The organism is Microbispora sp. KK1-11 (assembly GCF_006874435.1).
GTDB classification, from domain to species: Bacteria; Actinomycetota; Actinomycetes; order Streptosporangiales; family Streptosporangiaceae; genus Microbispora; species Microbispora catharanthi.
Window position 1 is genome coordinate 313,780 of record NZ_VIRJ01000001.1, and the last position, 22,459, is coordinate 336,238.

The following is a 22,459-nucleotide window of genomic DNA, read 5'->3' on the forward strand; positions in this document are numbered from 1 at the left end:
CACGTAGCCTGTCCGTGTGCTGCGGCGGACGACCACGATCCCGGACATCGACGCGCCTGCGAGGCTGGCGGAGCTGCTCGACCACCACGACTACCTGGCCGACGAGGGCGTGACGACCGCGGCCTACCTCGCCCTGAAGATGGGCCGGCCGCTGTTCCTGGAAGGCGAGGCGGGCGTCGGCAAGACCGAGCTGGCCAAGACGCTGGCGGCGATCCTGGACGCGCCGCTGATCAGGTTGCAGTGCCACGAGGGGCTCGACGCGGCGCAGGCCATGTACGACTGGGACTTCCCGCGACAGCTCCTGCATCTCAAGGCGGCCGAGGCGGCCGGCGTGGCCGACGTCGCCGCGCTGGAGGGCGAGATCTACGACCGGCGGTTCCTCATCGCGAGGCCGCTGCTGCGGGCCCTGGAGACGCAGCCGAGCGTGCTGCTCGTGGACGAGATCGACCGGGCCGACGACGAGTTCGAGGCGTTCCTGCTCGAGGTGCTGTCCGACTTCACGATCACGGTGCCGGAGATCGGGACGATCAGCGCGGCGACCCCGCCGGTCGTCGTCCTGACCTCCAACAGGACCCGCGAGGTGCACGACGCGCTCAAACGGCGCTGCCTGTACCACTGGCTGGAGCACCCGGGGTTCGACCGGGAGGTGGCGATCCTGCGGCGGCGCCTGCCCGGATGCGCGGAGCGGCTCGCGGCCGACGTGGCGCGGACGGCGGGCCGGATGCGCGAGGCCGGTTTGGTCAAGCCGCCGGGCGTCGCCGAGACCCTCGACTGGACCGAGGCGCTGCTCACGCTCGGCGCGGTGGAGCTCGATCCGGCCCTGGCCGCCGCCACGCTGGGCGCGGTGCTCAAACACCGGGAGGACCAGGAGACCGTCCGGGCCCTGGGGCTGCTCACACCGGACGGCGGCCGTGGCTGACGATGCCGCCGTGACCGGGCGGGGCGGGGGCGCCCTCCGCCCGGGCCTGCTCGCGTCGCCCGATGCCGCACCTGTCGCGGTGCTGACCGGATTCGCCCGGACGCTGCGGGCGGCCGGGGTCGCGGCCGACCACCATCGCACCCAGAGCTTCCTCGCGGCGCTCGGCCACCTCGACGCCGCCGACGGGCGGAACGTCTACTGGGCGGGCCGCCTCACCCTGTGCGCCGGGCCCGACGACCTGCCCCGCTACGACCGCTGCTTCGCGGCCTACTTCTCCGCCGCCTTCCCCGCGCCGCGCCGCCTGCGCGCGACTGCCGTGTCCGTGACCCGCCCGGTGGCGGCGCCGTACGGCGGCGGGGAGCGGGAGCCGGCGGGCGAGCCGGGCGCGCCCCCGGCCACGGCGAGCGAGATCGAGGTGCTGCGGCACCGGGACGTGGCGCGGATGAGCGAGGACGAGCGGCGGGAGGTGCACCGCCTGCTCGCGCTGCTGCGCGGCGCGCGGCAGCCGCGCAGGTCGCGGCGCTACCGTCCGTCGCCACACGGCGGCGCGACCGACGCGCGGCGCACGGTCAGGGAGATCCTGCGGCACGGCGGGGAACCGGCCCGGCTGCGCCGCCGCGTGCGCAGGGACCGCCCGCGGCGGGTCGTCATGCTCGTGGACGTCAGCGGCTCGATGGCCGCCTACGCCGACACGCTGCTGCGCTTCGCCCACGCGCTGGTGCGCGCGGAGCCGGGGGCGACCGAGGTGTTCAGCGTGGGAACCCGGCTCACCAGGATCACCGCCGCGCTGCGCCACCGCGACCCCGGCCTCGCCATGGCCGAGTGCTCGGCGGCCATCCCCGACTGGAGCGGCGGCACCCGGCTGGGGGAGGAGGTGCGGGCGCTGCTGCGCCTGCCCGATCCCCGGGGCGCGATCGTCGTGATCGCCTCCGACGGATGGGAGCGGGGCACGGCCGACCTGCTGGGCGCGCAGATGGCCCGGCTGTCCCGGCTCGCCCGCCGCGTCGTGTGGGTCAACCCGCACAAGGGCGACCCGGCGTACCGGCCGCTGACCGCGGGCATCCGCGCGGCGCTGCCGTACGTCACGGACTTCGTCGCCGGGCACAGCCTGGCCGCGTACGAGGACCTGGCCGCGCTGCTGGCGGGCGACCGGCCCGTGTGGGCCGTGGGAAGGGGAGGGGCCGATGCGTGACGTGCTGGACCAGGTGCTGCGCTGGTGGGAGCAGGGGCGGCGGTTCGGCCTCGCCACCGTCGTCGGCACCTTCCGCAGCGCGCCCCGCCCGCCAGGGGCGGCCATGGCCGTCCTCGACGGCGAGGCGGCCGGCAGCGTGTCGGGCGGTTGCGTCGAGGGAGCGGTCTACGAGCTCGCCGCGCAGGTCGTCGCCACCGGGACGCCGGTGCTGCAGCGGTACGGCGTGAGCGACGACGACGCCTTCGCGGTCGGCCTGACCTGCGGCGGGATCATCGACGTGTTCGTGGAGCCGGTCTCGAAACAGGACTATCCGGAGCTGGGGGAGGTCGCCGCGGACGTCGCCGCGCGGCGTCCGGTCGCGGTGGCCACGATCGTCGCGGGCCCCGGTCGCGTGGGGGCCCGCCGCGTGGTCTGGCCGGACCGGGCGGCGGGCTCGCTCGGCTCGGCCCGGCTCGACGACGCGGTGGACGACGACGTGCGCGGCATGCTCGCGCAGGGCCTGACCGGCGTGCGGCGCTACGGCCCCGAGGGCGAGCGGCGGCTGGACGACCTGCGGGTGTTCGTGCAGTCGTTCGCGCCGCCGCCGCGCATGCTGGTCTTCGGCGCGATCGACTTCGCCGCGGCCGTCGCGCGGATCGGCCGCTTCCTCGGCTACCACGTGGTGGTGTGCGACGCGCGGCCGGTCTTCGCCACGGCCAAGCGGTTCCCCGAGGCCGACGAGGTCGTGGTGGCCTGGCCGCACGACTACCTGGCCGCCGCCGAGGTCGACGAGCGCACCGCGATCTGCGTGCTCACCCACGACCCGAAGTTCGACGTGCCGCTGCTGGAGGTGGCCCTGCGCACCCCGGCGGCGTACGTCGGGGCCATGGGGTCGCGGCGCACGCACGCGGACCGGCTGGCGCGGCTGCGCGAGGCCGGCCTGACCGAGGACGAGATGGCCCGGCTCAGGTCGCCGATCGGGCTCGACCTCGGGGCGCGCACGCCGGAGGAGACGGCCGTGTCGATCGCGGCCGAGCTGATCCAGCTGCGCTGGGGCGGCAGCGGCAGGCCGCTCACCGAGACGTCGGGACGCATCCACGGCGAGTCGCGATGAGCGGTGCGGCGGTCGCGGGGCTGCTGCTGGCGGCCGGAGGCGGCAGCCGGTTCGGCCGGCCGAAGGCGCTGGTGGAGTTCGAGGGGGAGCGGCTGGCCGACCGCGGGGTGCGGCTGCTCGCCGAGGGCGGATGCCGGCCGGTGCTGATCGTCCTCGGGGCCGCCGACGTGCCGGTCGCCGGCGCGGTCGTCGTGCGCAATCCCGGCTGGGCGTCCGGCATGGGGTCGTCGCTGCGGGCCGGGCTGGGCGCGCTCCCGCCGGCCGCCCCCGCGGTGGTGATCGCGCTGGCCGACCAGCCGCTGGTGCGGCCCGAGGCGGTGCGCCGGCTGATCGCGGCGTTCCAGGCCGGCGCCCGCGTCGCCGTCGCGGCGTACGGCGGGGCGCCGCGCAACCCGGTGCTCATCGCGCGCGAGCACCTGGCGGAGGCGGCCGCGCTCGCCGAGGGCGACGCGGGCGCGCGGCCCTTCCTGCGCGCGCACCCCGAGCTGGTCACGGCCGTGCCCTGCGACGACGCGGGCGATCCCGCGGACGTCGACACCCCGGCCGACCTGTGCCGGCTCAAGGGACGACTCCATAAGGAGTGATTCGCCCGAGTGCGGCATCCGCCGGTTCCTCGACCTCGGCGCTGGACTGCCGACGCGGGGCAGCGTCCACGAGATCGCGCTGAAGGAGGCCCCCGACTCGCTCGTGACGTACGTGGACAACGACGCGCTGCCGCTGCGCGGCGGCTTCCTGCCGGTGCTCGGGGGCGTCGGCCGCCGCCCCTGACGGTGGTCGTGCCCGGCCCGCGGCACTAGCCTTGGGACCCGAGTACGGAACATCATTCGGTTACTGGCGGGTTCACGCGCGGAAGGACGAAGCGGATGCGGATCGGGATGGCCCTCAACTACTCCGGGGGCTTCAAGGAGACCGTCGCCGAGCTGGCCGACTACGAGAAGGCCGGGCTCGACATCGTGTTCGTGGCCGAGGCGTACAGCTTCGACGCCGTCAGCCAGCTCGGTTACATCGCGGCGAGGACCGAGCGGCTGCAGATCGCCTCGGGCATCCTGCCGATCTACTCCCGCACGCCGGCCCTGCTGGCCATGACGGCCGCCGGCCTCGACTACGTCTCCGACGGGCGGTTCACGCTCGGCATCGGCACGTCGGGCCCGCAGGTGATCGAGGGGTTCCACGGCGTGCCGTACACCGCGCCGCTCGGCCGCACCCGCGAGGTCATCGAGATCTGCCGCACGGTCTGGCGGCGCGAGCGGCTGCAGTACGCGGGCAAGCACTACACGCTGCCCCTGGAGGGCGGCACCGGCCTCGGCAAGCCGCTCAAGCTGATCAACCACCCGGTGCGCGAGCGCGTCCCGATCGTGATCGCGGCCATCGGGCCGAAGAACGTGCAACTGGCCGCCGAGCTGGCGGAGGGCTGGGAGCCCATCTTCTTCGTGCCCGAGAAGGCCGGCGACGTGTGGGGCGCGTCGCTCGCCGCCGGGCGGGAACTGCGGGACCCCGCTCTCGGCGAGCTGGACGTGATCGCCCAGGCCATGCTGGCGATCGGCGACGACGTCGGCGACATGCTGGAGCTGGGCCGTTCCATGGCCGCCCTCTACATCGGCGGCATGGGCGCCAAGGGCAGGAACTTCTACAACGACCTGGCCCGCCGCTACGGCTACGAGAAGGAGGCCGAGCAGATCCAGGACCTCTACCTGGAGGGCAGGAAGAAGGAGGCCGAGGCGCTCGTGCCCAGGGAGCTGCTGGAGCGCATGTCCCTGGTCGGCCCCGAGGGGCACGTCAGGGAGCGGCTCGCCGCGCTGCGCGAGGCCGGGGTCACCACGCTCAACGTCGCGCCCATGGCCCGCACCCACGAGGAGCGCGTCAAGCTCATCGAGAAGATCCGCGAGCTGGCCTCCTGACCGCCGCCTCCCCGGACCCGCGTCCTGCCGCCGGCGGCAGGACGCGCGGGGAGGGGAGCAGGAAAGGCCCCGGCGGGGGCGGCGGTAGAGTCCGTCCGTGACCGATGCCGCAGGGATTCACGCCGCAGGGACGCACGCCGCACGCGCCGGGAGCGATGCCACCGGGGCCGCGGCGATCCACGCCGCGCGCCGCGCGCGGCTGGCCGGGGCGCTGCGCGAACACGAGGCCGCGGCCGCCCTCGTCACCTGGCCGGTCAACGTCCGCTACCTGACCGGCCTGGCGAGCTCCAACGCCGCCGTACTCGTCGTCGCGACGGGCGAGGCCGCGCTCGCCACCGACTCGCGCTACCTGGAGACGGCGCAGGCGGTGTGCTCGGGCGTCGAAGTGATCGAGGACCGCGACGTCGCGGGAGCCCTGCTCAAGCGAGGGCCGGGCGCGGCGAGGGTCGCGGTGGAGGCCGACCACATGCCGGTGGGGCTGTTCCAGCGGCTGACCGCCGAGCACGCCGGCCTCGCACCGGTCGGCGGTCTCGTGGAGGCCGTCAGGGCCGTGAAGGACGAGGGGGAGATCACGGCGCTGCGGCGCGCCTGCGCGATCACCGACGAGGCGTTCTCCCTGGTCGTGGAGCGCATCGCCCCCGGTGTCACCGAGCGGGAGATCGCCCGGTGGCTGGAGGCCGCCATGGTCGAGCTCGGCGCCGACAAGCCGGCCTTCGACTCCATCGTGGCGAGCGGACCCAACGGCTCGATCCCGCACCACTCGCCCTCGGACCGGCCGGTCGAACGGGGCGACCTGGTGACCATGGACTTCGGCGCCCGCTACGACGGCTACCACGCCGACATGACCCGCACGGTCACGGTCGGCCCGCCCGCGACGTGGCAGCGCGACCTCTACGACCTCGTACGGCAGGCCCAGCGGGCCGGCCGCCACGCCGTACGGCCGGGGGCGACGGCGCACGAGGTGGACGCCGCGGCGCGCGACGTGATCGCGGAGGCGGGTCACGCCGAGCGGTTCGGCCACGGGCTGGGCCACGGAGTCGGCCTGGAGATCCACGAGCTGCCGTTCCTGGGCCCTGGCAGGACCGGTAGACTAGAGGATCGAGTTCCGATCACCGTCGAGCCGGGGGTCTATCTTCCGGGCAGGGGCGGTGTGCGCATCGAGGACACGCTGGTGACGCGTGGTGACGGGCCGGAGCTTCTCACACTGACGACCAAGGAGCTGCTCGTCCTGTAGGGCAGCCGCACGCGGGAGACGCTACGTGGCGACGACGAACGACCTGAAGAACGGACTCGTGCTCAAGCTCGACGGTGGGGAGCTGTGGACCGTTGTCGAGTTCCAGCACGTCAAGCCGGGTAAGGGCGGCGCGTTCGTCCGCACCAAGCTCAAGAACGTCATGTCCGGCAAGGTCGTCGACAAGACCTTCAACGCCGGCGTGAAGGTTGACGTGGCCAACGTCGACAAGCGGGACATGCAGTACTCCTACCTCGACGGCGACGACTTCGTCTTCATGGACACCGAGACCTACGACATGGTCAACGTCCCGCGCGAGATCGTGGGCACCGCCGCCAACTACATGCTGGAGAACACGACCGCGACCGTCGCCTTCAACGAGGGCAACCCGCTGTACGTCGACCTCCCGGCGGCCGCCGAGCTGACGATCGCGCACACCGACCCGGGCCTGCAGGGCGACCGCTCCACCGGCGGCACCAAGCCCGCCACCCTGGAGACCGGCGCCGAGATCAAGGTCCCGCTCTTCATCACGACCGGCGAGAAGGTCAAGGTCGACACTCGCACCGGCGAGTACCTCGGTCGGGCCTGACGTGTCGGCTCGGGGGAAGGCCCGCCGCCGCGCGCTGGACGTCCTCTTCGAGGCCGAGGCCCGGCAGTTGAGCCCGCTCAACGTGCTCGCCGAGCGGGTGGAGCGGGCGGACCCGCCGGTCAACGAGTACACCTCCTTCCTCGTCGAGGGCGTGGTCCGGCACCTCGACCGCATCGACGAGCTGATCTCGACGTACGCCGAGGGCTGGACCCTGGAGCGCATGCCGGCCGTCGACCGCAACGCCCTGCGCGGCGGGACCTACGAGATGCTGTGGTCGGAGGAGGTCCCGGAGGGCGTGGTCATCAGCGAGTGGGTCCACCTGGTCGCGGAGCTGTCGACCGACGAGTCGCCGCAGTTCGTCAACGGACTGCTGGCCCGATTCAAGCAGCTCAAGCCCTCGCTTTCGCTCTGACCCCACGGCCCTCGGCCCGGCAGTCCCGGCAGCTCCGCCGGCTCCGGTGGTTCCGAGGGGCCGACAGTTCCGAGAGGCCGGACAGGGAGGCCACAAGTGCGTGACGCCACACGCCGCGCCGTCGTCTGGGAGGCGCTGCGCGCGCTCCTGGCCGAGCGGACGGCCGCCACCGGGCGCGACACGCTCGACATCGTGGACGCCGGCGGCGGCACGGGCGGCTTCGCCGTGCCGCTGGCCACGCTCGGACACGCCGTGACCGTGGTCGACCCGACCCCCGACTCGCTGGCCGCGCTGGAGCGGCGCGCCGCCGAGACGGGCGTCGGCGTGAAGGGCCTGCAGGGCGACGCCGCCGACCTCGGCGACCTGCTGGACCCCGGCAGCGCCGACCTGGTGCTGTGCCACAGCGTGCTGGAGTACGTCGAGGACCCGGCGGGCGCGCTGGGCGCGGTCGGCGGCATCCTGCGGCCGGGCGGCGTGGTGAGCGTGCTGGCCGCCAACTCGGTCGCCGCGGCCGTCCACCGCTCGCTGGCCGGCAACTTCGACGAGGCGCGCCGGGTGCTGTCGGACCCGGCGGGCCGCTGGGGCGACCGCGACCCCACGCCGCGCCGCTTCTCCCGGGAGACGCTGGGCGCGCTGCTGGCCGGTGCCGGGTTCACCGTCGGCGAGGTGCACGGCGTGCGGATCTTCGCCGACCTCGTCCCGGGCATGCTGGCCGAGAGCGACCCCGACGGCCTCGTGGCGTTGGAGCGGGCGGCGGCGACCCACCCCGTGCTCCGCGACGTCGCCACCCAGATCCACGTCATCGCCTACCGCCAGTAGAAACAATGTTCGGATAGTGCCGTGGTCGGGTAGGGTGACCTCATGTCCCGGAACCAGCTGCTGCCTCGGGATCCGTCGCCACCGCCGGACGGTCCGGTCGACGACAGCGGCTGCCCCATCCTGCACGTGGACATGGACGCCTTCTACGCCAGCGTGGAGCTGCTCGACCACCCGGAGCTGCGGGGCACCCCGGTCATCGTCGGCGCCACCGGCGCGCGCGGGGTCGTGCTGAGCGCCACCTACGAGGCCCGCAGGTTCGGGGTCCACTCGGCGATGCCGATGACCCGGGCCCGGCGCATCTGCCCGCAGGCCACGGTCATCCCGCCCCGCCACTCAAAGTACGCCGAGGTGTCCCGCGGCGTCATGGAGATCTTCCAGGCGGTCACCCCCGAAGTGGAGCCGATCGCCTCCGACGAGGCGTTCCTCGACGTCGGCGGGGCCCGCCGCAGGCTCGGCAGCCCGGCGGCCATCGCCCGGCTGATCCGCGCCCAGGTCGCCGAGCGGTACGGCATCACCTGCTCGGTGGGGGTGGCGAGCACGAAGTTCGTGGCCAAGCTCGCCTCGCGCCAGTGCAAGCCTGACGGCCTGCTCGTGGTCCCGGCCGACCGGGTCGTGGAGTTCCTGCACCCGCTGCCCGTCGCCGCCCTGTGGGGCGTGGGAGAGCGCACCGAGCAGGCCCTCGTACGGCTCGGCATCCGCACCGTGGGGGACCTGGCCCAGGTGCCGGCGGCGACGCTCCAGCGCGAGTTCGGCGCCGTCGGCGCGCACCTGGCGGCCCTGGCCTGGGGGCGCGACGAGCGCCGGGTGGTGCCGCACGCGCCCGACAAGAGCATCGGCAACGAGGAGACGTTCCCGCACGACGTCGACGACCCCGAGACGATCAGGCGTGAGCTGCTGCGGCTGTCGGAGCGGGTCGCCGCGCGCCTGCGGGCCGGCGGGCACGTCGGCCGCACGGTCAGCGTCAAACTCCGCCGATCCGACTTCACGACCATCACCCGGTCGCGTACGCTGCGCGAGGCGACCGACGTCGCGAAGGAGATTTTCGACACATCATGCGAGCTCTACGAGGCCGCCGGGCTGGAGCGGGTGCGGTTGCGGCTGGTCGGCGTGCGCGTGGAGAACCTGCTCCCGGCAGCCGCGGCGACGCGTCAGCTGGGCCTGGGGGAGCGGGAGACCGGCTGGCGGGAGGCCGAACAGGCCATGGACCGGGCGGCCCGCCGCTTCGGTCCGGACGCCGTGAAGCCGGCATCGCTTGTTCGGCGTCCGTTTGGTCCAATAGGTCCATGACGTCACCTCCGGTTTGGACCGCGTTGGACGTTTTCTTTCGCCTACGTCTGAGGCCTCGTATTCTGGGGATAACCGACCGCGAGGTTCGGACACCCCGTGTCGTCCGTTGCCGTCTTCCCCTGAATGGGGCCGTCCTTGGGAGGCGCCGTGCCGCTGTCTGAGCACGAGCAGCGCTTGCTCGACCAGATCGAGCAGGCCCTCTATGCCGAGGACCCGAAGTGGGCGAACACCGTACGGATCAGCGATCCGCGCAGCCACTACAAGCGCCGCCTGGTGAAGGCCTCCATAGGCTTCGCACTCGGCGTGGTCCTGCTGATGGTCGGCGTCGTCGCGGCCCAGATCTGGCTCGGTGCCGCCGGCTTCGTGGTCATGCTGGCCACCTGCCTGTGGGGCCTGTCGAGCTGGAAGCGCATGAACGGGTTCGGTGACTCCCCGCCGTCCCGGACCCGCGGCCGCCGCCCCCAGCGCCAGAGCTTCATGGAGCGCATGGAAGAGCGCTGGCGCCGCCGCCACGACGAGCACTGATCCCCATCTGAATCACCGCTCCCCATCCGAGGCAACGCCGGTGGGCCCGCGTCGCGGGCCCACCGAGTCGTCTGCGGCGATCCGCGCTCATCCCTCGCGTCGCCGTGCGGCCGCTCGCTGGCCGCGTGCCGGGCTTGACCCGGTGAGGGGTCAGACGCCCCCGGCCCCGCGTCGTCCGGCAGCGCGGCTGCCGGGGGCCTCAGTGGCGGGCACACATCAGTAGCGGGCACCGGTCAGTGGCGGGCACCGGTCAGTGGCGGGCACCGGTAAGGGTCCGCTCCCTCTCGGAGTCGCCGGCCCCGGCCCCGGCCCAGGTGCCCGTTCCGCCGGGCCGCGCCCGCCAGAGCCGCAGTCCCTCCAGCCGGTCGAACACGTCGAGCGCGCCCTCGCCGGCCGCACGCACCCGCAGCAGGACGGACATCGGGGCCAGCACGGCCCCCAGGCGCCGCCACCGTGAGGCCCTCGATGCGAGATCGCGCCTGATCCGGCGCAGGTCCGCGGGGACGGGCCCCGACGCCGAGGGCGTGGGGGCGTACCTGAGCCGCTCCTCGGACGTGACGACGCGGGTGAGCGACTCGGCGGCCTGCGGCCCGGGCGCGTACCGCTCGCCGATCCGGCGGCCGAGCGCGCGCGGCGTCTCGCTCGGCTCCCCGGCCATTCCCAGGTCCGTGAGCATGTCGCGCAGCTCGGCCCAGGCCGCGTGGCCGCCCGTCGCCGTCCGCGTCATCCGGCGAAGGCGCCGGCGGCGCACCAGGAGCCGCGCGGCGGCGGGCAGCAACAGCAGCGCGAGCGCGGCGGCGGCGCCGATACCGATCTTGACGGCCACGGGCGTGCCCGGGTCGGCCGCGATGGCCGTGCCGTCGAGGTCGCGGTCGAGCTGGCGCGGGTTCGGCCGGGCCGGTCCGGCGCTCTGGCCGCCGTCGTCCTTCTCGTCCGCCGACGGCCCGTCGGACGGGCCCGTCGTGGGACCGTCCGTCGGCGTGACGGGCAGCGAGTACAGCGGCACCTGGGCCGTGCCCTGCCCACCGGCCCCGGCGGGGGTGGGCTCGAACCGCAGCCAGCCGATCCCGTCGAAGAACAGCTCCGGCCACGCGTGGGCGTCGTGGGTGCGGACCGTCCACACGTCGCCGATCTTGGTGCCGCCCGTGTAGCCGATCGACACCCGCGCCGGGATGTTGAGCAGACGCGCCATCACGGCCATCGCCCCGGCGAACTGCTCGCAGTAGCCGGTGCGGTCCCGCAGCAGGAAGCGGGACAGCGCCTGCGCGCCCGATCCGGACGCGCGCACGTCGTAGGTGAACCGGCCGGCCCGGGTGAACCACTCCTGCAGCTCGACCGCGGCCTCGTACGGCGTGGCGGCGTCGGCGGTGACCCGGCGCGCGAGGGCGGCCACCCGGGGGTCGAGCCCGTCGGGCAGCTGCAGATAGCGCTCGCTTTCCGGGAGGGTCACCGCCGTGCGCAGCTCGGTCGCGGTGGGCTCCGGCTCCTCGGTCACCACCCGATAGTCCAGCCCGGACGCCTCGTCCTCGGTGGAGAAGACCATGAGCGAGGACCGGTCGGCGCGCCAGTCGCCGTCCGCGTCGACCTGCCGGGCCGGGTACGGCAGCGGCAGGAAGTTGAGCTTGTCGATGTCCTCGCTCATCGTGACCCGCATCTCGGCGCGCTTCACCGACACCCCGGGGCGGAGGCCGGGAGTGGGCGGCAGCGGCCCCTCCGACACGCGGTCCTCCGAGAGCCCCCGCAGCGGGGACAGCGTCCACTTCGACCCGTCGAAGATGTCGAGAGAGTAGATCCGCAGATAGCGCGGTACGTCGTCGCTGCTGGTGTAGGTGAGCACGGTCGCGTTGCTCTGCTGCCTGAGCTGGCCGCCGAGCTTGGCGATGGCGTCGGGGATGCCGATGTTGCCGCCGCCCCCGCCGAGGCCGTTGCCGACGCCGAAGCCGAACAGCGGATCGGGGGAGAGCGCCGGCAGCACCGCGGGCACCAGGACCGCCAGCGCGATCGCCGTCACGCCGATGCGCTTGCCGGACAGGGCGAGCCGCTCGGTGTCGGGGGCGGCGCCGCGCGCGGAGCCGGAGGAACGGCGCACCACGACGGCCCGGCCCCAGCGGCTCAGACGCTCCCGCCCGTCGGTGACGAGCAGGCCGATGTAGCCGAACGCCGCGACGACGAACGCGATCCAGCCGATCGGCTCCGTGACCACCGCCGCGGGCACCGTGAACAGGGCGAGCAGCGGCAGACCGGCCAGCGCCGCCCGTCGCAGCCGCACCGCGAAGACGTCCACGAGCAGGGCGATCAGCGCCACGCCCGCCGTGGTGAGCAGCGTGATGCCGGGATTGTTCGGCACCGGGGCGGCGTACTGCTGGATGTCGTCGAACCCGGAGCCGACCAGTTCGGCGAGCCGGACGAGCGAGTCCTTGGTGGGGACGATCCGCAGCCACGCCTCGTCCGGCGTGAAGACGAGCGTCAGGTAGAGCAGGACCGCCACGGGCGTCACGGCGGGCGCCACCCACGGACGGGCGCCCAGGCGGGAGGCCACCGCCCCGGCCACGGTGGTGACGAGGATCGCCCCCATGCAGGACCAGAACCAGGCGCCGCCCTCGAAGAGCGGGTAAAGCGTGACCGTGACGGCCGCCGTGGCCAGCCCCGCCGCAACCGGCAGTTTCATTGCTTCTTACCCTCCGTCACGCCGGAGCGGCCGGCTCAGGCCGCGCTCCTGTTGTTTCCGGCCTCCGGCCACACACCCGCGAGCGAGGCGCCGGCGGGCAGGTCGAGCACCCGCCACCCGGCGCCGGTCAGGACCGAGCGCGCGGCCCGCGCGTTCTCGTCGGCGACGGCGTCCCAGGAGGCCCCGTTCCCGGAAGCGCGGTCCCACGAGGCGAGGTCGAGCAGGACCGCGACCGCGGTCACGCCCGAACGCCTGAGCTGGGCGAGCGCCCGGGCCTCCTCCTGGTCGAGCGCCCCGAGGACCGCGATGATCAGCCCTTCCCCGCCGCCCTGGCGGAGCGCGCCGACGCCGTGCTCCAGCGAGCGCGCCGTGCTCTGCCGGATGACGGCGAGCGTGTCGAGCAGCGACCACGACTGACCGGTGTCCACCACGTGCCGCGCGCCCTGGTCGGTGACCAGGCGCAGGGCGAGCCCCTCGGCGGACAGGTGCACGCCGATGGACGCGGCGGCCGAGACCGCGACCTCGAACGACGAGCGCGGTCCCTCGCCCCGGTGGGCGTGCCTGCGGGTGTCGAGCAGCAGCGCGCCCCGGCTCTGCAACTCCTGCTCCTCGCGCCTGACCATCAGCTCGCCGCGCCGCGCGGTCGAGCGCCAGTGGACCCGGCGCAGGTCGTCGCCCTGGCGGTACTCGCGGGGCGCCACGTCGTCGTCCCCCGCCGCCGCGACCGACCGCGTACGGCTGTCGCCGCCGCCGCTGTACTCGCCCGACAGGCGCACCGGCGGCAGCGGCACCACCTCGGGGGTGACCACGAGCGTGTCGGTGACGGTGAACGAGCGGGTCAGCTCGACCAGCCCGAACGGGTCGGCGATCCGCACAGAGAGCGGCCCGATCGGGAAGCGTCCCCGCAGGTCCGAGCTCACCTTGTAGTCGATCTCCCGGACGCCGCGCGACTCCATCCTGTCGAGGACGAACCTCGGCCGCGTGCCCAGCGCGTACTGCAGCGTGTCCTCCACCAGGAGCAGCCCGGTGGGCAGCCGGGTGACGTTCTCCAGCCGCAGGGTGACCGTGCTCTCCTCGCCGGCCTGCACCCGCGCCGGGCTGAGCCGCCTGGCGGAGGCCAGCCGGTATCGCGTGCGCGCCACGACCATCGACGCGATCAACGGCATCGCGACGATCAGCACGGCCACGCGCAGCAGGTCCTGCTCCCCGAGGACGAGGGCGCACAGCAGGGCCGCCACGCCGGAGGCGAGGAACGAGCGTCCCCGCGGGGTCAGAGCCTTCAGCCCGGTCATGGGCCCTCCGTCACTTGCTCACTGTCACATCGCCGGGCGTGCGCCCGGCTCACTCGCGTCCGCTACTTGGCGTCGGGGACGGGGACGCGCCGCACCAGCTCGCCGACGAGCTGTTCGGGGTGGCGGCGCTGCCCCTGTGCCTCCAGGCTCGGCAGCAGGCGGTGCGCCAGCACGGGGACGGCCAGTTCCTGCAGGTCGTCCGGGATCACGTAGTCGCGGCCGGACAGCGCGGCGTGGGCCCGCGCGCTGCGCACCAGATGAAGGGTGGCCCGCGGGGAGGCGCCGAGCCGCAGGTCGGGGGAGTGCCTGGTGGCGGACACCATGTCGACGGCGTAGCGCTTGACCGGCTGGGAGACGTAGACCGCGCGGACGGCCTGGATCAGCGCGGCCACCTCGGCCGTGGTCGCGACCGGGTCCATCTTGTCCAGCGGCTGGGAGGCGCCGTGCACGTCGAGCATCTCCAGCTCGGCGGCCGGCTCCGGGTACCCCATCGCGATCTTGGCGGTGAAGCGGTCGCGCTGCGCCTCGGGGAGGGGATAGGTGCCCTCCATCTCGATCGGGTTCTGCGTCGCGATGACCATGAACGGCGACTCCAGCGCGTAGGTCACGCCGTCGACCGTGACCTGGTGCTCCTCCATGCACTCCAGGAGGGCGGACTGCGTCTTGGGGGAGGCGCGGTTGATCTCGTCGCCGACGACGATGTTGGCGAAGACCGGTCCCGGCTTGAACTCGAACTCCCGCGTCTGCTGGTTGTACGCGCTGACTCCGGTGATGTCGCTCGGCAGCAGGTCGGGGGTGAACTGGACGCGCTTGACCGGGCAGTCGATCGAGCGCGCCAGGGCCTTGGCGAGCATCGTCTTGCCCACGCCGGGCACGTCCTCGATCAGCAGGTGGCCCTCCGCCAGGAGCACGGTGAGAGTAAGGCGGACGACGTCGCTCTTGCCCTCGATCACTGATTCGATCGAGTTGCGGATCCGGTGGGCGGTGTCGATCAGATCCTCGAGCCGGGCTGAAGCATCGGTGACGTCGGGAGTTACTGCCACCAGGCCTCCATGAGGGTGCGTCCCCGAGAATGGGGCGTTAAACGTTCCTTTTCCATTCTGTGTACTGACCCTATGTCCCCTCTGGTTCTCGGGCGACTTTGTCCGGAAATCCGGGTGAACTGCCCACAGTGTTGTGGCATCTCTTCACGGTCACGTGGCGCGTTGGTCCGAATCCCGTGACACATGAAGCCGGGGCGCCCAGGCGCGCTCCACTTCCCCCCACCGGGTTCCTCCACCGGGCTCGGGCCGCCGCCGGGAACCCCGTACGCGCCGGGGTTTCCTGGGGGCCGACACGCCCGTGCGCGGGCCGGGGGGCGCCGCGGCGCCCCACTCCGACCCACCCCATTTCACCTGCGAAAACGCCGCCGATTTTGAATGCCGACACACGCAGAATCAGTTGACGGTGGGGAGAAGTGGAGTATGGTGGTGCGCAGTGGAGGGCAGGGGCTATAGCGCTGAGCGCTCCACAAGGCACAGGAGGTGGGTCCGGTGTTCCTCGGCACCCACCACCCGCGCCTCGACGACAAAGGACGGCTGTTCCTGCCGGCGAAGTATCGCGAGGAGCTGGCGGAGGGTCTGGTGATCACCAAAGGCCAGGAGCGCTGCCTCTACGTCTTCCCCGTAGAGGAGTTCCAGCGCATAACCGAGGCCCTGCGTACCGCTCCGGTGACGGCGAAGGCGGTCCGCGACTACAGCCGTGTCTTCTTCGCCAGCGCGTCCGACGAGGTGCCGGACAAGCAGGGACGCATCACGATTCCCCAGACGCTGCGGCGGTACGCCGGGCTGGAACGTGACTGCGTCGTGATCGGCGCCAACACGCGGCTGGAGATCTGGGACGCCCAGGCATGGGACACCTACCTGGAGGCCCAGGAGCAGGCATTCTCCGATCTGTCGGAGGAGGTGCTGCCCGGGATTTTGTAGATCGTTCCTTTCTTTGATCAATTGACCCGTCGGTGACGTTCGGCGAGGTCTCCACCCGCTCCCATGTGGCAGCTGATGCACCTTCCCCGGTGTCAGACGCCACGGCCGGCGACGCGGATGGGGACCTGGCCGGACGGGTCGGTTCTCCGGGAACCGGCATGGGTGGGGGTCCGTTGGGTAGTCACCGGCGGCACAGCCGCGAATCCGCGAGTACTGCGGCGTAAATGGGGGTTGGAAGCGTTGTCGCAAGAGCCCGGTCAGCCGGGTGGTCACGTTCCGGTCATGCTCGATCGCGTGCTGGAGTTGCTCGCTCCGGCGTTGTCCGGACCGGAGCCGGTGGCCGTGGACGCCAACCTCGGTCTCGGCGGGCACGCCGAGGCGCTTCTGGCCGCCCACCCCTCTCTCCACCTCGTCGGCATCGACCGCGACCCCACCGCCATCGAGCGTTCCACCGCCCGGCTCGCGCCGTACGCGGATCGGATCACTCTGGTGCGCGCCGTCTCCGACGAACTGGCCGACGTGCTCCGTGACGCCGGACGGCCCCGCGTGGACGCCGCGCTGTTCGACCTCGGCGTGTCCTCCCCTCAGCTCGACGAGGCCGAGCGCGGTTTCGCCTATTCCTACGACGCCCCCCTCGACATGCGGATGGACCGCGAGCAGGAGCTCACCGCCGAGCGTGTGGTGAACACCTACTCCGCCGCGGACCTCACCCGCATCCTGCGCGACTACGGCGAGGAGCGCTTCGCGGCACGCGTCGCGAACCTCATCGTCAAGGAGCGCGCCAAGGACCCCATCACCAGCACGAAACGGCTTGCCGATCTGGTCCGCGCGGCGATACCCGCCGCCACGAGGCGGACCGGGGGAAATCCGGCGAAGAGAACGTTCCAGGCGCTGCGCATCGAGGTGAACGGAGAGCTGTCGGCGCTCGAGCTCGCGCTCCCCGCCGCGCTCGACGCGCTGGCGCTGGGCGGGCGCGTGGTCGTGCTCGCCTACCACTCCCTGGAGGACCGGCTCACCAAGCAGGTCCTCGCGGCGCGAACCAGGGACACCAGCCCCCCCGGGCTGCCGGTCCCTCTGGAGGCTCACCAGCCCCGGTTCCGCCTTCTGACGAGGGGAGCGGAGCTCCCGGACGACGAGGAGGTGGCCCGCAACCCGCGGGCGGCCTCGGCCCGCTTGCGGGCGGCAGAGAGGATCCGCGAGGGATGAGGACAGAGCAGGAGAGCAGGAGGGCGGCCGGGCGCACGGCCGTGCCGCCCCGCGTGCCCGGCCGCACGCCGGGCCGGACCGCCGCGACGGCGGGCGAGGCCGCTCCGGAGAAGCGCCGCGTCCGCCCCGGCGCGCCCACGACAGGCGACGACCGCACGCGCGAGGCCGCCCCGGCTCCCCGCGGCGGCGCGGAGAGCCGTCGCCGTGAGGCCGCCCCGGCTTCCCGGCCCGGCGCGGACGGCCGGCTCCGTCGTGAGGAGGTCCCGGCTCCCCGGAAGGCTCCTACGGACGGGCGCCGGGGTGAGGCGGCCGCGGCCACCCGGCCGGGTGGCGCGGCGGCGTCCGCGGGATCCGTCACGGCCCCGAAGCGCGACGGCTCCCGGGCGCGTACGGCCGCCCCTGCCACTTCCGGCGCAGTCGCATCCGACACGGTCGGATCCCGCACGGTCGAATCCCGCACGGCCACCCGTCCCGCGCCGTCCCGTGGGGCCCGGGGCCTCACCGAGGTCGCGCCCGCTCCGCGGCGCGCCAGGCGCGGCGGCCCGGAAACCCGGCCGGCGGCGGCCGCGCGTGCCACAATGGCGCGGCGGGCGTTCCGGCGGCCGCCGCGTGCGCCCTTCGTGCTGCTCGTGGTGGGCCTCATGTGCGGCGGCCTGGTGACCCTCCTGCTGCTGAACGTGGTCCTCTCGCAGGACTCGTTCAGGCTGAGCGACCTGCAGTCGAGCATCGACGAGCTGCACGAGCAGGCCGCGGAGCAGGAGAACCAGCTCCGCCAGTGGACGCAGCCGGGCCCGCTGGGCGAGCAGGCCGCGGCGCAGGGCCTCGACCCCGACAAGTCCGCGCCGAAGTTCATCGACGCGGGCGGCGGCGCGGCGGCGCAGGAGCAGGCCCAGAAGGAGGGCACGGACCGGTGAGAGACAGCGGCCGGAACCCGGGTCCCGGCCGCGGGGGTCCCAGCGGGCGCGGCGGTGGCCAGGGCCCGGGCGGTGACAGGAGGAGCCCGGGCTCCCCGGGGCGGCCGTCCCGCCAGGACGGGCCGCCGAGGCCCGGCCGTCCGGGCCGGCCCGCCGACCCCGGACGTGACGACCCGGCGGGCGGCACGACGGGCGGAACGGCACGGCGCGGCAGGACCGGTGGTGCCCCGGAAGGCGGAGGCAGGCAGGGCGGCGGCCGGGCGGACGGTGCGCGCGACGCCGCGGGCGGGCGCGACGACGCCGGGAACGGCCGCGCCGGCGAGTCGCCCGGGAGGCGGCGGTCCGCGCCGGGCGGATCGGTCCCGCCCTCCCGCGCGCCGCGGAGGGGCGAGCCCGGTGTGCCCGGCGGAGGCCCGCGCCGCGCCGGCGCGCAGCACCCGGCCCCGGGTGGCGGGCGTCCGCGTGGCGCGCGCGCGAGCGGATCGGGCGACGACGGTGACCGGCCGCGTGGCGCGGGGTCCGGGCAGTCGCGGTCGGGTGCGCAGGAAAGCTCCGACCGCCCGCGTGGCGGCGCGCCGGGTCACGGCGCGCGGGGAGCCGCGTCCGGCGCTCCCGGCCGCCCACGCGCCGCGGCCTCAGGCGATCCGCGTTCCGGCGCCCCGGGAAAGCCAGGCGTCCCGGGAAAGCCCGGCACTTCAGGATGGCCGGGCGCCCCAGGAAAGTCCGGTGCCTCAGGAAAGCCCGGCGCTTCCGGCAGACCCGGCGTTCCGGGAACATCGGGAACGGCCGGGGACGGCGCTTCGGCGAAGGCAGGGGCCCCGGGCAGGATCGGCGCACCGCGCCCGTCCGCACCCCGCCCGTCCGCACCGCGCCCGTCCGCACCGCGCCCGTCCGCGCCGGGAGCGCCCGGCGGGACAGGCGCGGGCCGTCCCCGTACCGGCGGCGCCCCGCCGCGTCCCCAGCGTCCGCAGGGACCGCTGGGACCTCAGCGTTCTTCGGGTCCGCCGGGCCCGCCGCGTCCGCCCGCCGTGCTCCGGCTGGGCAACCCCGCCCGGCGGCTGAGGGCGGCGCTGGTGGTGATGGCGATCGTGCTGTCGCTGTTCGCCGGCCGGCTGGTCCAGCTCCAGGGCTTCGACTCCAAGGTGCTCCAGGCGAGGGCCGCGGAGCAGCGCGTGCGGCCAGAGACGCTGCCGGCGCGGCGCGGCTCGATCACCGACGCCGGGGGCCACGACCTCGCCGTCACGGTCGAGGCCAGGGAGATCTACGTCGACCCCAAGGACGTCGACCCGGACAAGCGCGACCTGGTCGCCACCACGCTGGCACGGGAGCTGAACAAGCCCAAGGAGCAGATCGCCGCCGCGCTGGCCAAGACCACCCAGCGGTACATCCCGATCGCCCGCGACGTCGAGCCGCCGCGGGCCAAGCGCATCATGGGCTTCGAGCTCAAGGGCGTGGGCATGAAGGAGACCTACCGCCGTCTCTATCCCGGGGGCTCGCTCGCGGGCGGCCTGCTCGGCTTCGTCGGCGTCGACGGCAGGGGCCTGGAGGGCCTCGAGAGCGCGTACGACGACATCCTGGCGGGCAAGGACGGCAAGCAGAGCGTGGAACTCGGCGCGAATCGGCAGCGCATCCCGATGACGCGCAGCCAGCGCGAGGCGCCGGTGCCCGGGCGGGACGTGCGCCTGACCGTCGACAGGGACATCCAGTGGGCCGCGGAGCAGGCGCTGGACCGGCAGGTACGCGCGACGGGAGCGCGCAGCGGCAGCGTGATCGTCATGGACGTGCGGACCGGGCAGATCATCGCCATGGCGAACGCGCCCCAGGCCAACCTCAACGACTGGCAGTCGGCCCCGGCCGAGGACCGCGCCAACCGCGCGGCGTCCGAGGTGTTCGAGCCGGGCAGCACCAACAAGGTGATCACGGCCGCGGCGGCGATGGAGGCGGGCGCCGTCACCCCCGACACCGTCTTCCGCGTGCCCGACCACATCCAGTGCGCCGACCAGCAGCTCAAGGACGCCCACCCGCACAAGCCCGAGCCGCTGACGTTCACCGGGATCCTCGCCGAGTCGAGCAACGTCGGCACGATCATGGTATCCGACAAGATCTCCAGCCAGCGGCTGTACGACATGTTCCGGTCCTTCGGATTCGGCGCGCGCAGCGGATCGGGGGTGCCCGGCGAGCAGGCCGGCCTGCTGCCGCAGTGGCAGACATGGTCGGGCAGCCAGCGCTGTACGATCGCCTACGGCCAGGGCATCTCGGTCACCGCGCTGCAGATGGCCAGCGTCTACCAGACGATCGCCAACGGCGGAGTGCGGATGACCCCCTCGATCGTGGCGGGCACCACCGACGAGCACGGCGCGTTCGTCCCCAGCCCCGCGGCCAAGGGCACGCGCGTGATCAGCGAGACCACCGCCAAGAAGATCGCGCTGATGCTGGAGGCCGTGGTGGGCCACGAGGGCACGGGAGAGGAGGCCTCGATCGAGGGCTACCGTGTCGCGGGCAAGACCGGCACCGCCATGCGGTACGACGAGAAGTGCGCGGGATACTGCGGGTACACCGCCACGTTCGTCGGCTTCACCCCCGCGGACCAGCCCCGGCTGATGGCCCTGGCGGTCATCCAGGACCCGAAGAAGGACCACTACGGCGGCTCCGTCGCCGCCCCGGTGTTCAAGGACGTCATGACTTTCGCGTTGAAGAGCAGGAAGATCCCGCCGACCGGTACGAAGGCGCCCGCGATGGTCCTTCGCCCGTCGGAGTGACGGCGGAGTGACCGGAGCAGGAGTGGCCGGGGCGAGCGACGGAGGAGGGTACGCTCTCGCCGTGCGTTCCCCGTCGTCCATGCGTCCCGAGGCCGTCCAGGCCCGTCCCCTGTCCGCGCTGGCGTCCCTGCTCGGCACGTCTTCGGCCGTCCCGTCCCCCGGAGCGCGGGCGGTGCGCGGCACGGTCACCGGCATCACCCTCGACTCGCGCCGGGTGCGGCGCGGCGATCTGTACGTGGCCGCGCCGGGCAACGCCCGGCACGGCGCGGAGTTCGCCGGCGACGCCCTGGCGTCGGGCGCGACGGCGATCCTGACCGACGAGGAGGGGCGGGACCGGGCCGTCGCCACCGGGCTGCCGGTGCTCGTCGTGCCCGATCCGAGGGCGGTGCTCGGCCAGGTCGCCGCCTGGGTGTACGGCAGGCCGGCGGCCGGCATCACGCTCATCGGCGTCACCGGCACCAGCGGCAAGTCCACCTCGACGTTCCTGCTGGAGGCGGGACTGCGGGCGGCGGGTCACCGCACGGGCCTGGTCGGCGGTGTGGAGATCCGCGCGGGCGACGTGCGGTTCACCCCCGAGCTCACCACCCCGGAGGCGACCGACCTGCAGGGACTGTTCGCGCTGATGCGCGAGCGGGGCGTGAGCGCGGCGGCCATGGAGGTCTCCAGCCACGCCCTGGCCCTCGGCCGCGTGGACGGCCTGTTCTACGACGTGTCGATCTTCACCAACCTCTCGCAGGACCATCTGGACTTCCACCGCGACCTCGACGACTACTTCGCGGCCAAGGCGCGCCTGTTCACCCCCGAGTTCAGCCGGGCGGGCGTGGTGAACATCGACGACGCCCACGGACGGGAGCTCGCCGCCACGGCCAAGATCCCGATCACCACGTTCTCCGCCACCGGGGCGCGGGAGGCCGACTGGCGCGCGGAGAACGTGCGCCTCGGCTCCGCCGGCAGCACGTTCCGCCTGGTCGGTCCCGGCGGGGTCGAGGCCGAGGTGTCGGTGGCCCTGCCCGGCCCGTTCAACGTGGCCAACACGCTCGGCGCGCTGGTGGCGCTGGTGGAGGCAGGGGTCCCCCTGCAGGCCGCGGTGACCGGCGTCGGCGAGTTCGGCGGCGTGCCGGGCCGGATGGAGCGGGTGCCGGGCGCGGACGACGTCCAGGTGATCGTGGACTACGCGCACAAGCCGGGCGCGGTGGAGTCGGTCCTGCGCTCGCTGCGCGCCGTGCTGGACGACGGGCCGGGAGGCCGCCTGGTGATCGTGCTCGGCTGCGGCGGCGACCGCGACCGCGGCAAGCGCCCGATGATGGGCGAGGCCGCCGTCCGCCTCGCCGACCTGGCCGTGCTCACCAGCGACAACCCTCGCACGGAGGACCCGCTCGCGATCCTCGCCGCGATGCTGGAGGGCGCGCTGCGGGTACCCGTCAAGGAACGGGCCCACGTGGTCGTGGAGCCGGACCGGGCGGCCGCCATCCGCCTGGCCGTCGGCGGTGCGGCGCCCGGAGATGTGGTAGTTGTGGCCGGCAAGGGACACGAGCAGGGGCAGTATGTCGGGGGCGAGGTCATACCCTTCGACGACCGCGAGGTGGCCGCCGCGGCCGTCGCCGAGCGGAGCCGGGCGCGGCGGGCGGCGCGAGAGGCCGCCGATGCGTGAGCCGATGCCGGGCCGTGCCCTGGCGGCTGAGTTAGCGACG

The 22,459-nt window shown here is 73.9% G+C and carries 20 protein-coding genes; 17 read left to right on the forward strand and 3 right to left on the reverse strand.

The annotated features are described in order from the left end of the window. Window positions 1-16 precede the first annotated feature (16 nt). The 12 genes from FLW16_RS01480 (at window position 17) to FLW16_RS01535 (ending at window position 9,965) form a co-directional block, all read left to right on the forward strand. Window positions 17-919 carry a MoxR family ATPase gene (locus FLW16_RS01480; RefSeq protein WP_142556771.1) on the forward strand — a complete coding sequence of 301 codons (903 nt, stop codon included), beginning with the start codon at window positions 17-19 and terminating at the stop codon, window positions 917-919. After that, window positions 912-2,111: a VWA domain-containing protein gene (locus FLW16_RS01485; protein ID WP_312847109.1), complete on the forward strand. Its 1,200-nt coding sequence runs from the start codon at window positions 912-914 to the stop codon at window positions 2,109-2,111. Before FLW16_RS01480 ends, FLW16_RS01485 begins: the two co-directional genes overlap by 8 nt. Further along, complete coding sequence (locus tag FLW16_RS01490) at window positions 2,104-3,204, forward strand: XdhC/CoxI family protein (RefSeq protein WP_142556773.1); 1,101 nt, start codon at window positions 2,104-2,106, stop codon at window positions 3,202-3,204. Before FLW16_RS01485 ends, FLW16_RS01490 begins: the two co-directional genes overlap by 8 nt. Further along, complete coding sequence (locus FLW16_RS01495; RefSeq protein ID WP_142556775.1) at window positions 3,201-3,788, forward strand: NTP transferase domain-containing protein; 588 nt, start codon at window positions 3,201-3,203, stop codon at window positions 3,786-3,788. Before FLW16_RS01490 ends, FLW16_RS01495 begins: the two co-directional genes overlap by 4 nt. A 16-nt stretch (window positions 3,789-3,804) precedes the next feature. Continuing rightward, window positions 3,805-3,972 (forward strand): SAM-dependent methyltransferase, encoded by a 168-nt coding sequence (locus FLW16_RS44900; RefSeq protein ID WP_312847112.1) that lies wholly within the window; start codon window positions 3,805-3,807, stop codon window positions 3,970-3,972. Window positions 3,973-4,067: 95 nt separating this feature from the next. After that, the gene (locus FLW16_RS01505) at window positions 4,068-5,102 is read left to right on the forward strand and encodes an LLM class F420-dependent oxidoreductase (RefSeq protein ID WP_142556777.1); all 1,035 of its coding nucleotides are present in this window, start codon (window positions 4,068-4,070) and stop codon (window positions 5,100-5,102) included. A gap of 97 nt (window positions 5,103-5,199) precedes the next feature. Continuing rightward, window positions 5,200-6,336, forward strand: a complete 1,137-nt coding sequence (locus tag FLW16_RS01510) for an aminopeptidase P family protein (RefSeq protein WP_312847110.1) — start codon at window positions 5,200-5,202, stop codon at window positions 6,334-6,336. Between the two features lie 25 nt (window positions 6,337-6,361). Further along, the gene (gene efp, locus FLW16_RS01515) at window positions 6,362-6,922 is read left to right on the forward strand and encodes an elongation factor P (protein WP_142556779.1); all 561 of its coding nucleotides are present in this window, start codon (window positions 6,362-6,364) and stop codon (window positions 6,920-6,922) included. Window position 6,923: 1 nt separating this feature from the next. Then, complete coding sequence (gene nusB, locus FLW16_RS01520; RefSeq protein ID WP_142556781.1) at window positions 6,924-7,334, forward strand: transcription antitermination factor NusB; 411 nt, start codon at window positions 6,924-6,926, stop codon at window positions 7,332-7,334. A gap of 96 nt (window positions 7,335-7,430) precedes the next feature. Further along, the gene (locus FLW16_RS01525) at window positions 7,431-8,153 is read left to right on the forward strand and encodes a methyltransferase domain-containing protein (protein WP_142556783.1); all 723 of its coding nucleotides are present in this window, start codon (window positions 7,431-7,433) and stop codon (window positions 8,151-8,153) included. Between the two features lie 42 nt (window positions 8,154-8,195). After that, the gene (locus FLW16_RS01530) at window positions 8,196-9,440 is read left to right on the forward strand and encodes a DNA polymerase IV (protein WP_142556785.1); all 1,245 of its coding nucleotides are present in this window, start codon (window positions 8,196-8,198) and stop codon (window positions 9,438-9,440) included. Between the two features lie 147 nt (window positions 9,441-9,587). Further along, window positions 9,588-9,965, forward strand: coding sequence for a DUF3040 domain-containing protein (locus FLW16_RS01535; protein WP_142556787.1), 378 nt, complete (start codon window positions 9,588-9,590; stop codon window positions 9,963-9,965). A 250-nt stretch (window positions 9,966-10,215) separates the two neighbouring features. Here FLW16_RS01535 and FLW16_RS01540 read toward each other — a convergent pair whose 3' ends face one another. The 3 genes from FLW16_RS01540 to FLW16_RS01550 all read right to left on the reverse strand — a co-directional run bounded on the left by FLW16_RS01540 (window position 10,216) and on the right by FLW16_RS01550 (window position 14,968). Beyond that, window positions 10,216-12,633 (reverse strand): DUF3488 and transglutaminase-like domain-containing protein, encoded by a 2,418-nt coding sequence (locus tag FLW16_RS01540; protein ID WP_142556789.1) that lies wholly within the window; start codon window positions 12,631-12,633, stop codon window positions 10,216-10,218. 35 nt (window positions 12,634-12,668) lie between these two features. Further along, complete coding sequence (locus FLW16_RS01545; protein WP_142556791.1) at window positions 12,669-13,925, reverse strand: DUF58 domain-containing protein; 1,257 nt, start codon at window positions 13,923-13,925, stop codon at window positions 12,669-12,671. Window positions 13,926-13,987: 62 nt separating this feature from the next. Beyond that, a complete protein-coding gene (locus FLW16_RS01550) occupies window positions 13,988-14,968 on the reverse strand; it encodes a MoxR family ATPase (protein ID WP_142556793.1) in 981 nt (326 codons plus the stop codon). A 489-nt stretch (window positions 14,969-15,457) separates the two neighbouring features. On the opposite strand from FLW16_RS01550, the gene mraZ reads away from it, so the two are divergent. The 5 genes from mraZ (at window position 15,458) to FLW16_RS01575 (ending at window position 22,419) form a co-directional block, all read left to right on the forward strand. Then, the gene (gene mraZ, locus FLW16_RS01555; RefSeq protein ID WP_079318531.1) at window positions 15,458-15,889 is read left to right on the forward strand and encodes a division/cell wall cluster transcriptional repressor MraZ; all 432 of its coding nucleotides are present in this window, start codon (window positions 15,458-15,460) and stop codon (window positions 15,887-15,889) included. Window positions 15,890-16,171: 282 nt separating this feature from the next. Continuing rightward, the gene (gene rsmH, locus FLW16_RS01560) at window positions 16,172-17,095 is read left to right on the forward strand and encodes a 16S rRNA (cytosine(1402)-N(4))-methyltransferase RsmH (RefSeq protein ID WP_142556795.1); all 924 of its coding nucleotides are present in this window, start codon (window positions 16,172-16,174) and stop codon (window positions 17,093-17,095) included. Then, the gene (locus FLW16_RS01565) at window positions 17,092-18,009 is read left to right on the forward strand and encodes a hypothetical protein (RefSeq protein WP_142556797.1); all 918 of its coding nucleotides are present in this window, start codon (window positions 17,092-17,094) and stop codon (window positions 18,007-18,009) included. The genes rsmH and FLW16_RS01565 overlap by 4 nt, the downstream gene beginning before the upstream one ends. Window positions 18,010-19,037: 1,028 nt before the next feature. After that, entirely contained in the window at window positions 19,038-20,768 is a 1,731-nt protein-coding gene (locus FLW16_RS01570) for a penicillin-binding protein 2 (protein ID WP_260614759.1), read from the forward strand. A 79-nt stretch (window positions 20,769-20,847) separates the two neighbouring features. Next, window positions 20,848-22,419, forward strand: coding sequence for a UDP-N-acetylmuramoyl-L-alanyl-D-glutamate--2,6-diaminopimelate ligase (locus tag FLW16_RS01575; protein ID WP_142557307.1), 1,572 nt, complete (start codon window positions 20,848-20,850; stop codon window positions 22,417-22,419). The last annotated feature ends 40 nt before the right edge of the window (window positions 22,420-22,459 follow it).

Coding starts and splice junctions, on each gene's coding strand:
- FLW16_RS01490 (WP_142556773.1), top strand. CDS start 2,104: ATGCGTGACGTGCTGGACCAGGTGCTGCGCTGGTGGGAGCAGGGGCGG.
- FLW16_RS01495 (WP_142556775.1), top strand. CDS start 3,201: ATGAGCGGTGCGGCGGTCGCGGGGCTGCTGCTGGCGGCCGGAGGCGGC.
- FLW16_RS01505 (WP_142556777.1), top strand. CDS start 4,068: ATGCGGATCGGGATGGCCCTCAACTACTCCGGGGGCTTCAAGGAGACC.
- FLW16_RS01530 (WP_142556785.1), top strand. CDS start 8,196: ATGTCCCGGAACCAGCTGCTGCCTCGGGATCCGTCGCCACCGCCGGAC.
- FLW16_RS01540 (WP_142556789.1), bottom strand. CDS start 12,633: ATGAAACTGCCGGTTGCGGCGGGGCTGGCCACGGCGGCCGTCACGGTC.
- FLW16_RS01545 (WP_142556791.1), bottom strand. CDS start 13,925: ATGACCGGGCTGAAGGCTCTGACCCCGCGGGGACGCTCGTTCCTCGCC.
- rsmH (WP_142556795.1), top strand. CDS start 16,172: ATGCTCGATCGCGTGCTGGAGTTGCTCGCTCCGGCGTTGTCCGGACCG.
- FLW16_RS01565 (WP_142556797.1), top strand. CDS start 17,092: ATGAGGACAGAGCAGGAGAGCAGGAGGGCGGCCGGGCGCACGGCCGTG.
- FLW16_RS01575 (WP_142557307.1), top strand. CDS start 20,848: ATGCGTCCCGAGGCCGTCCAGGCCCGTCCCCTGTCCGCGCTGGCGTCC.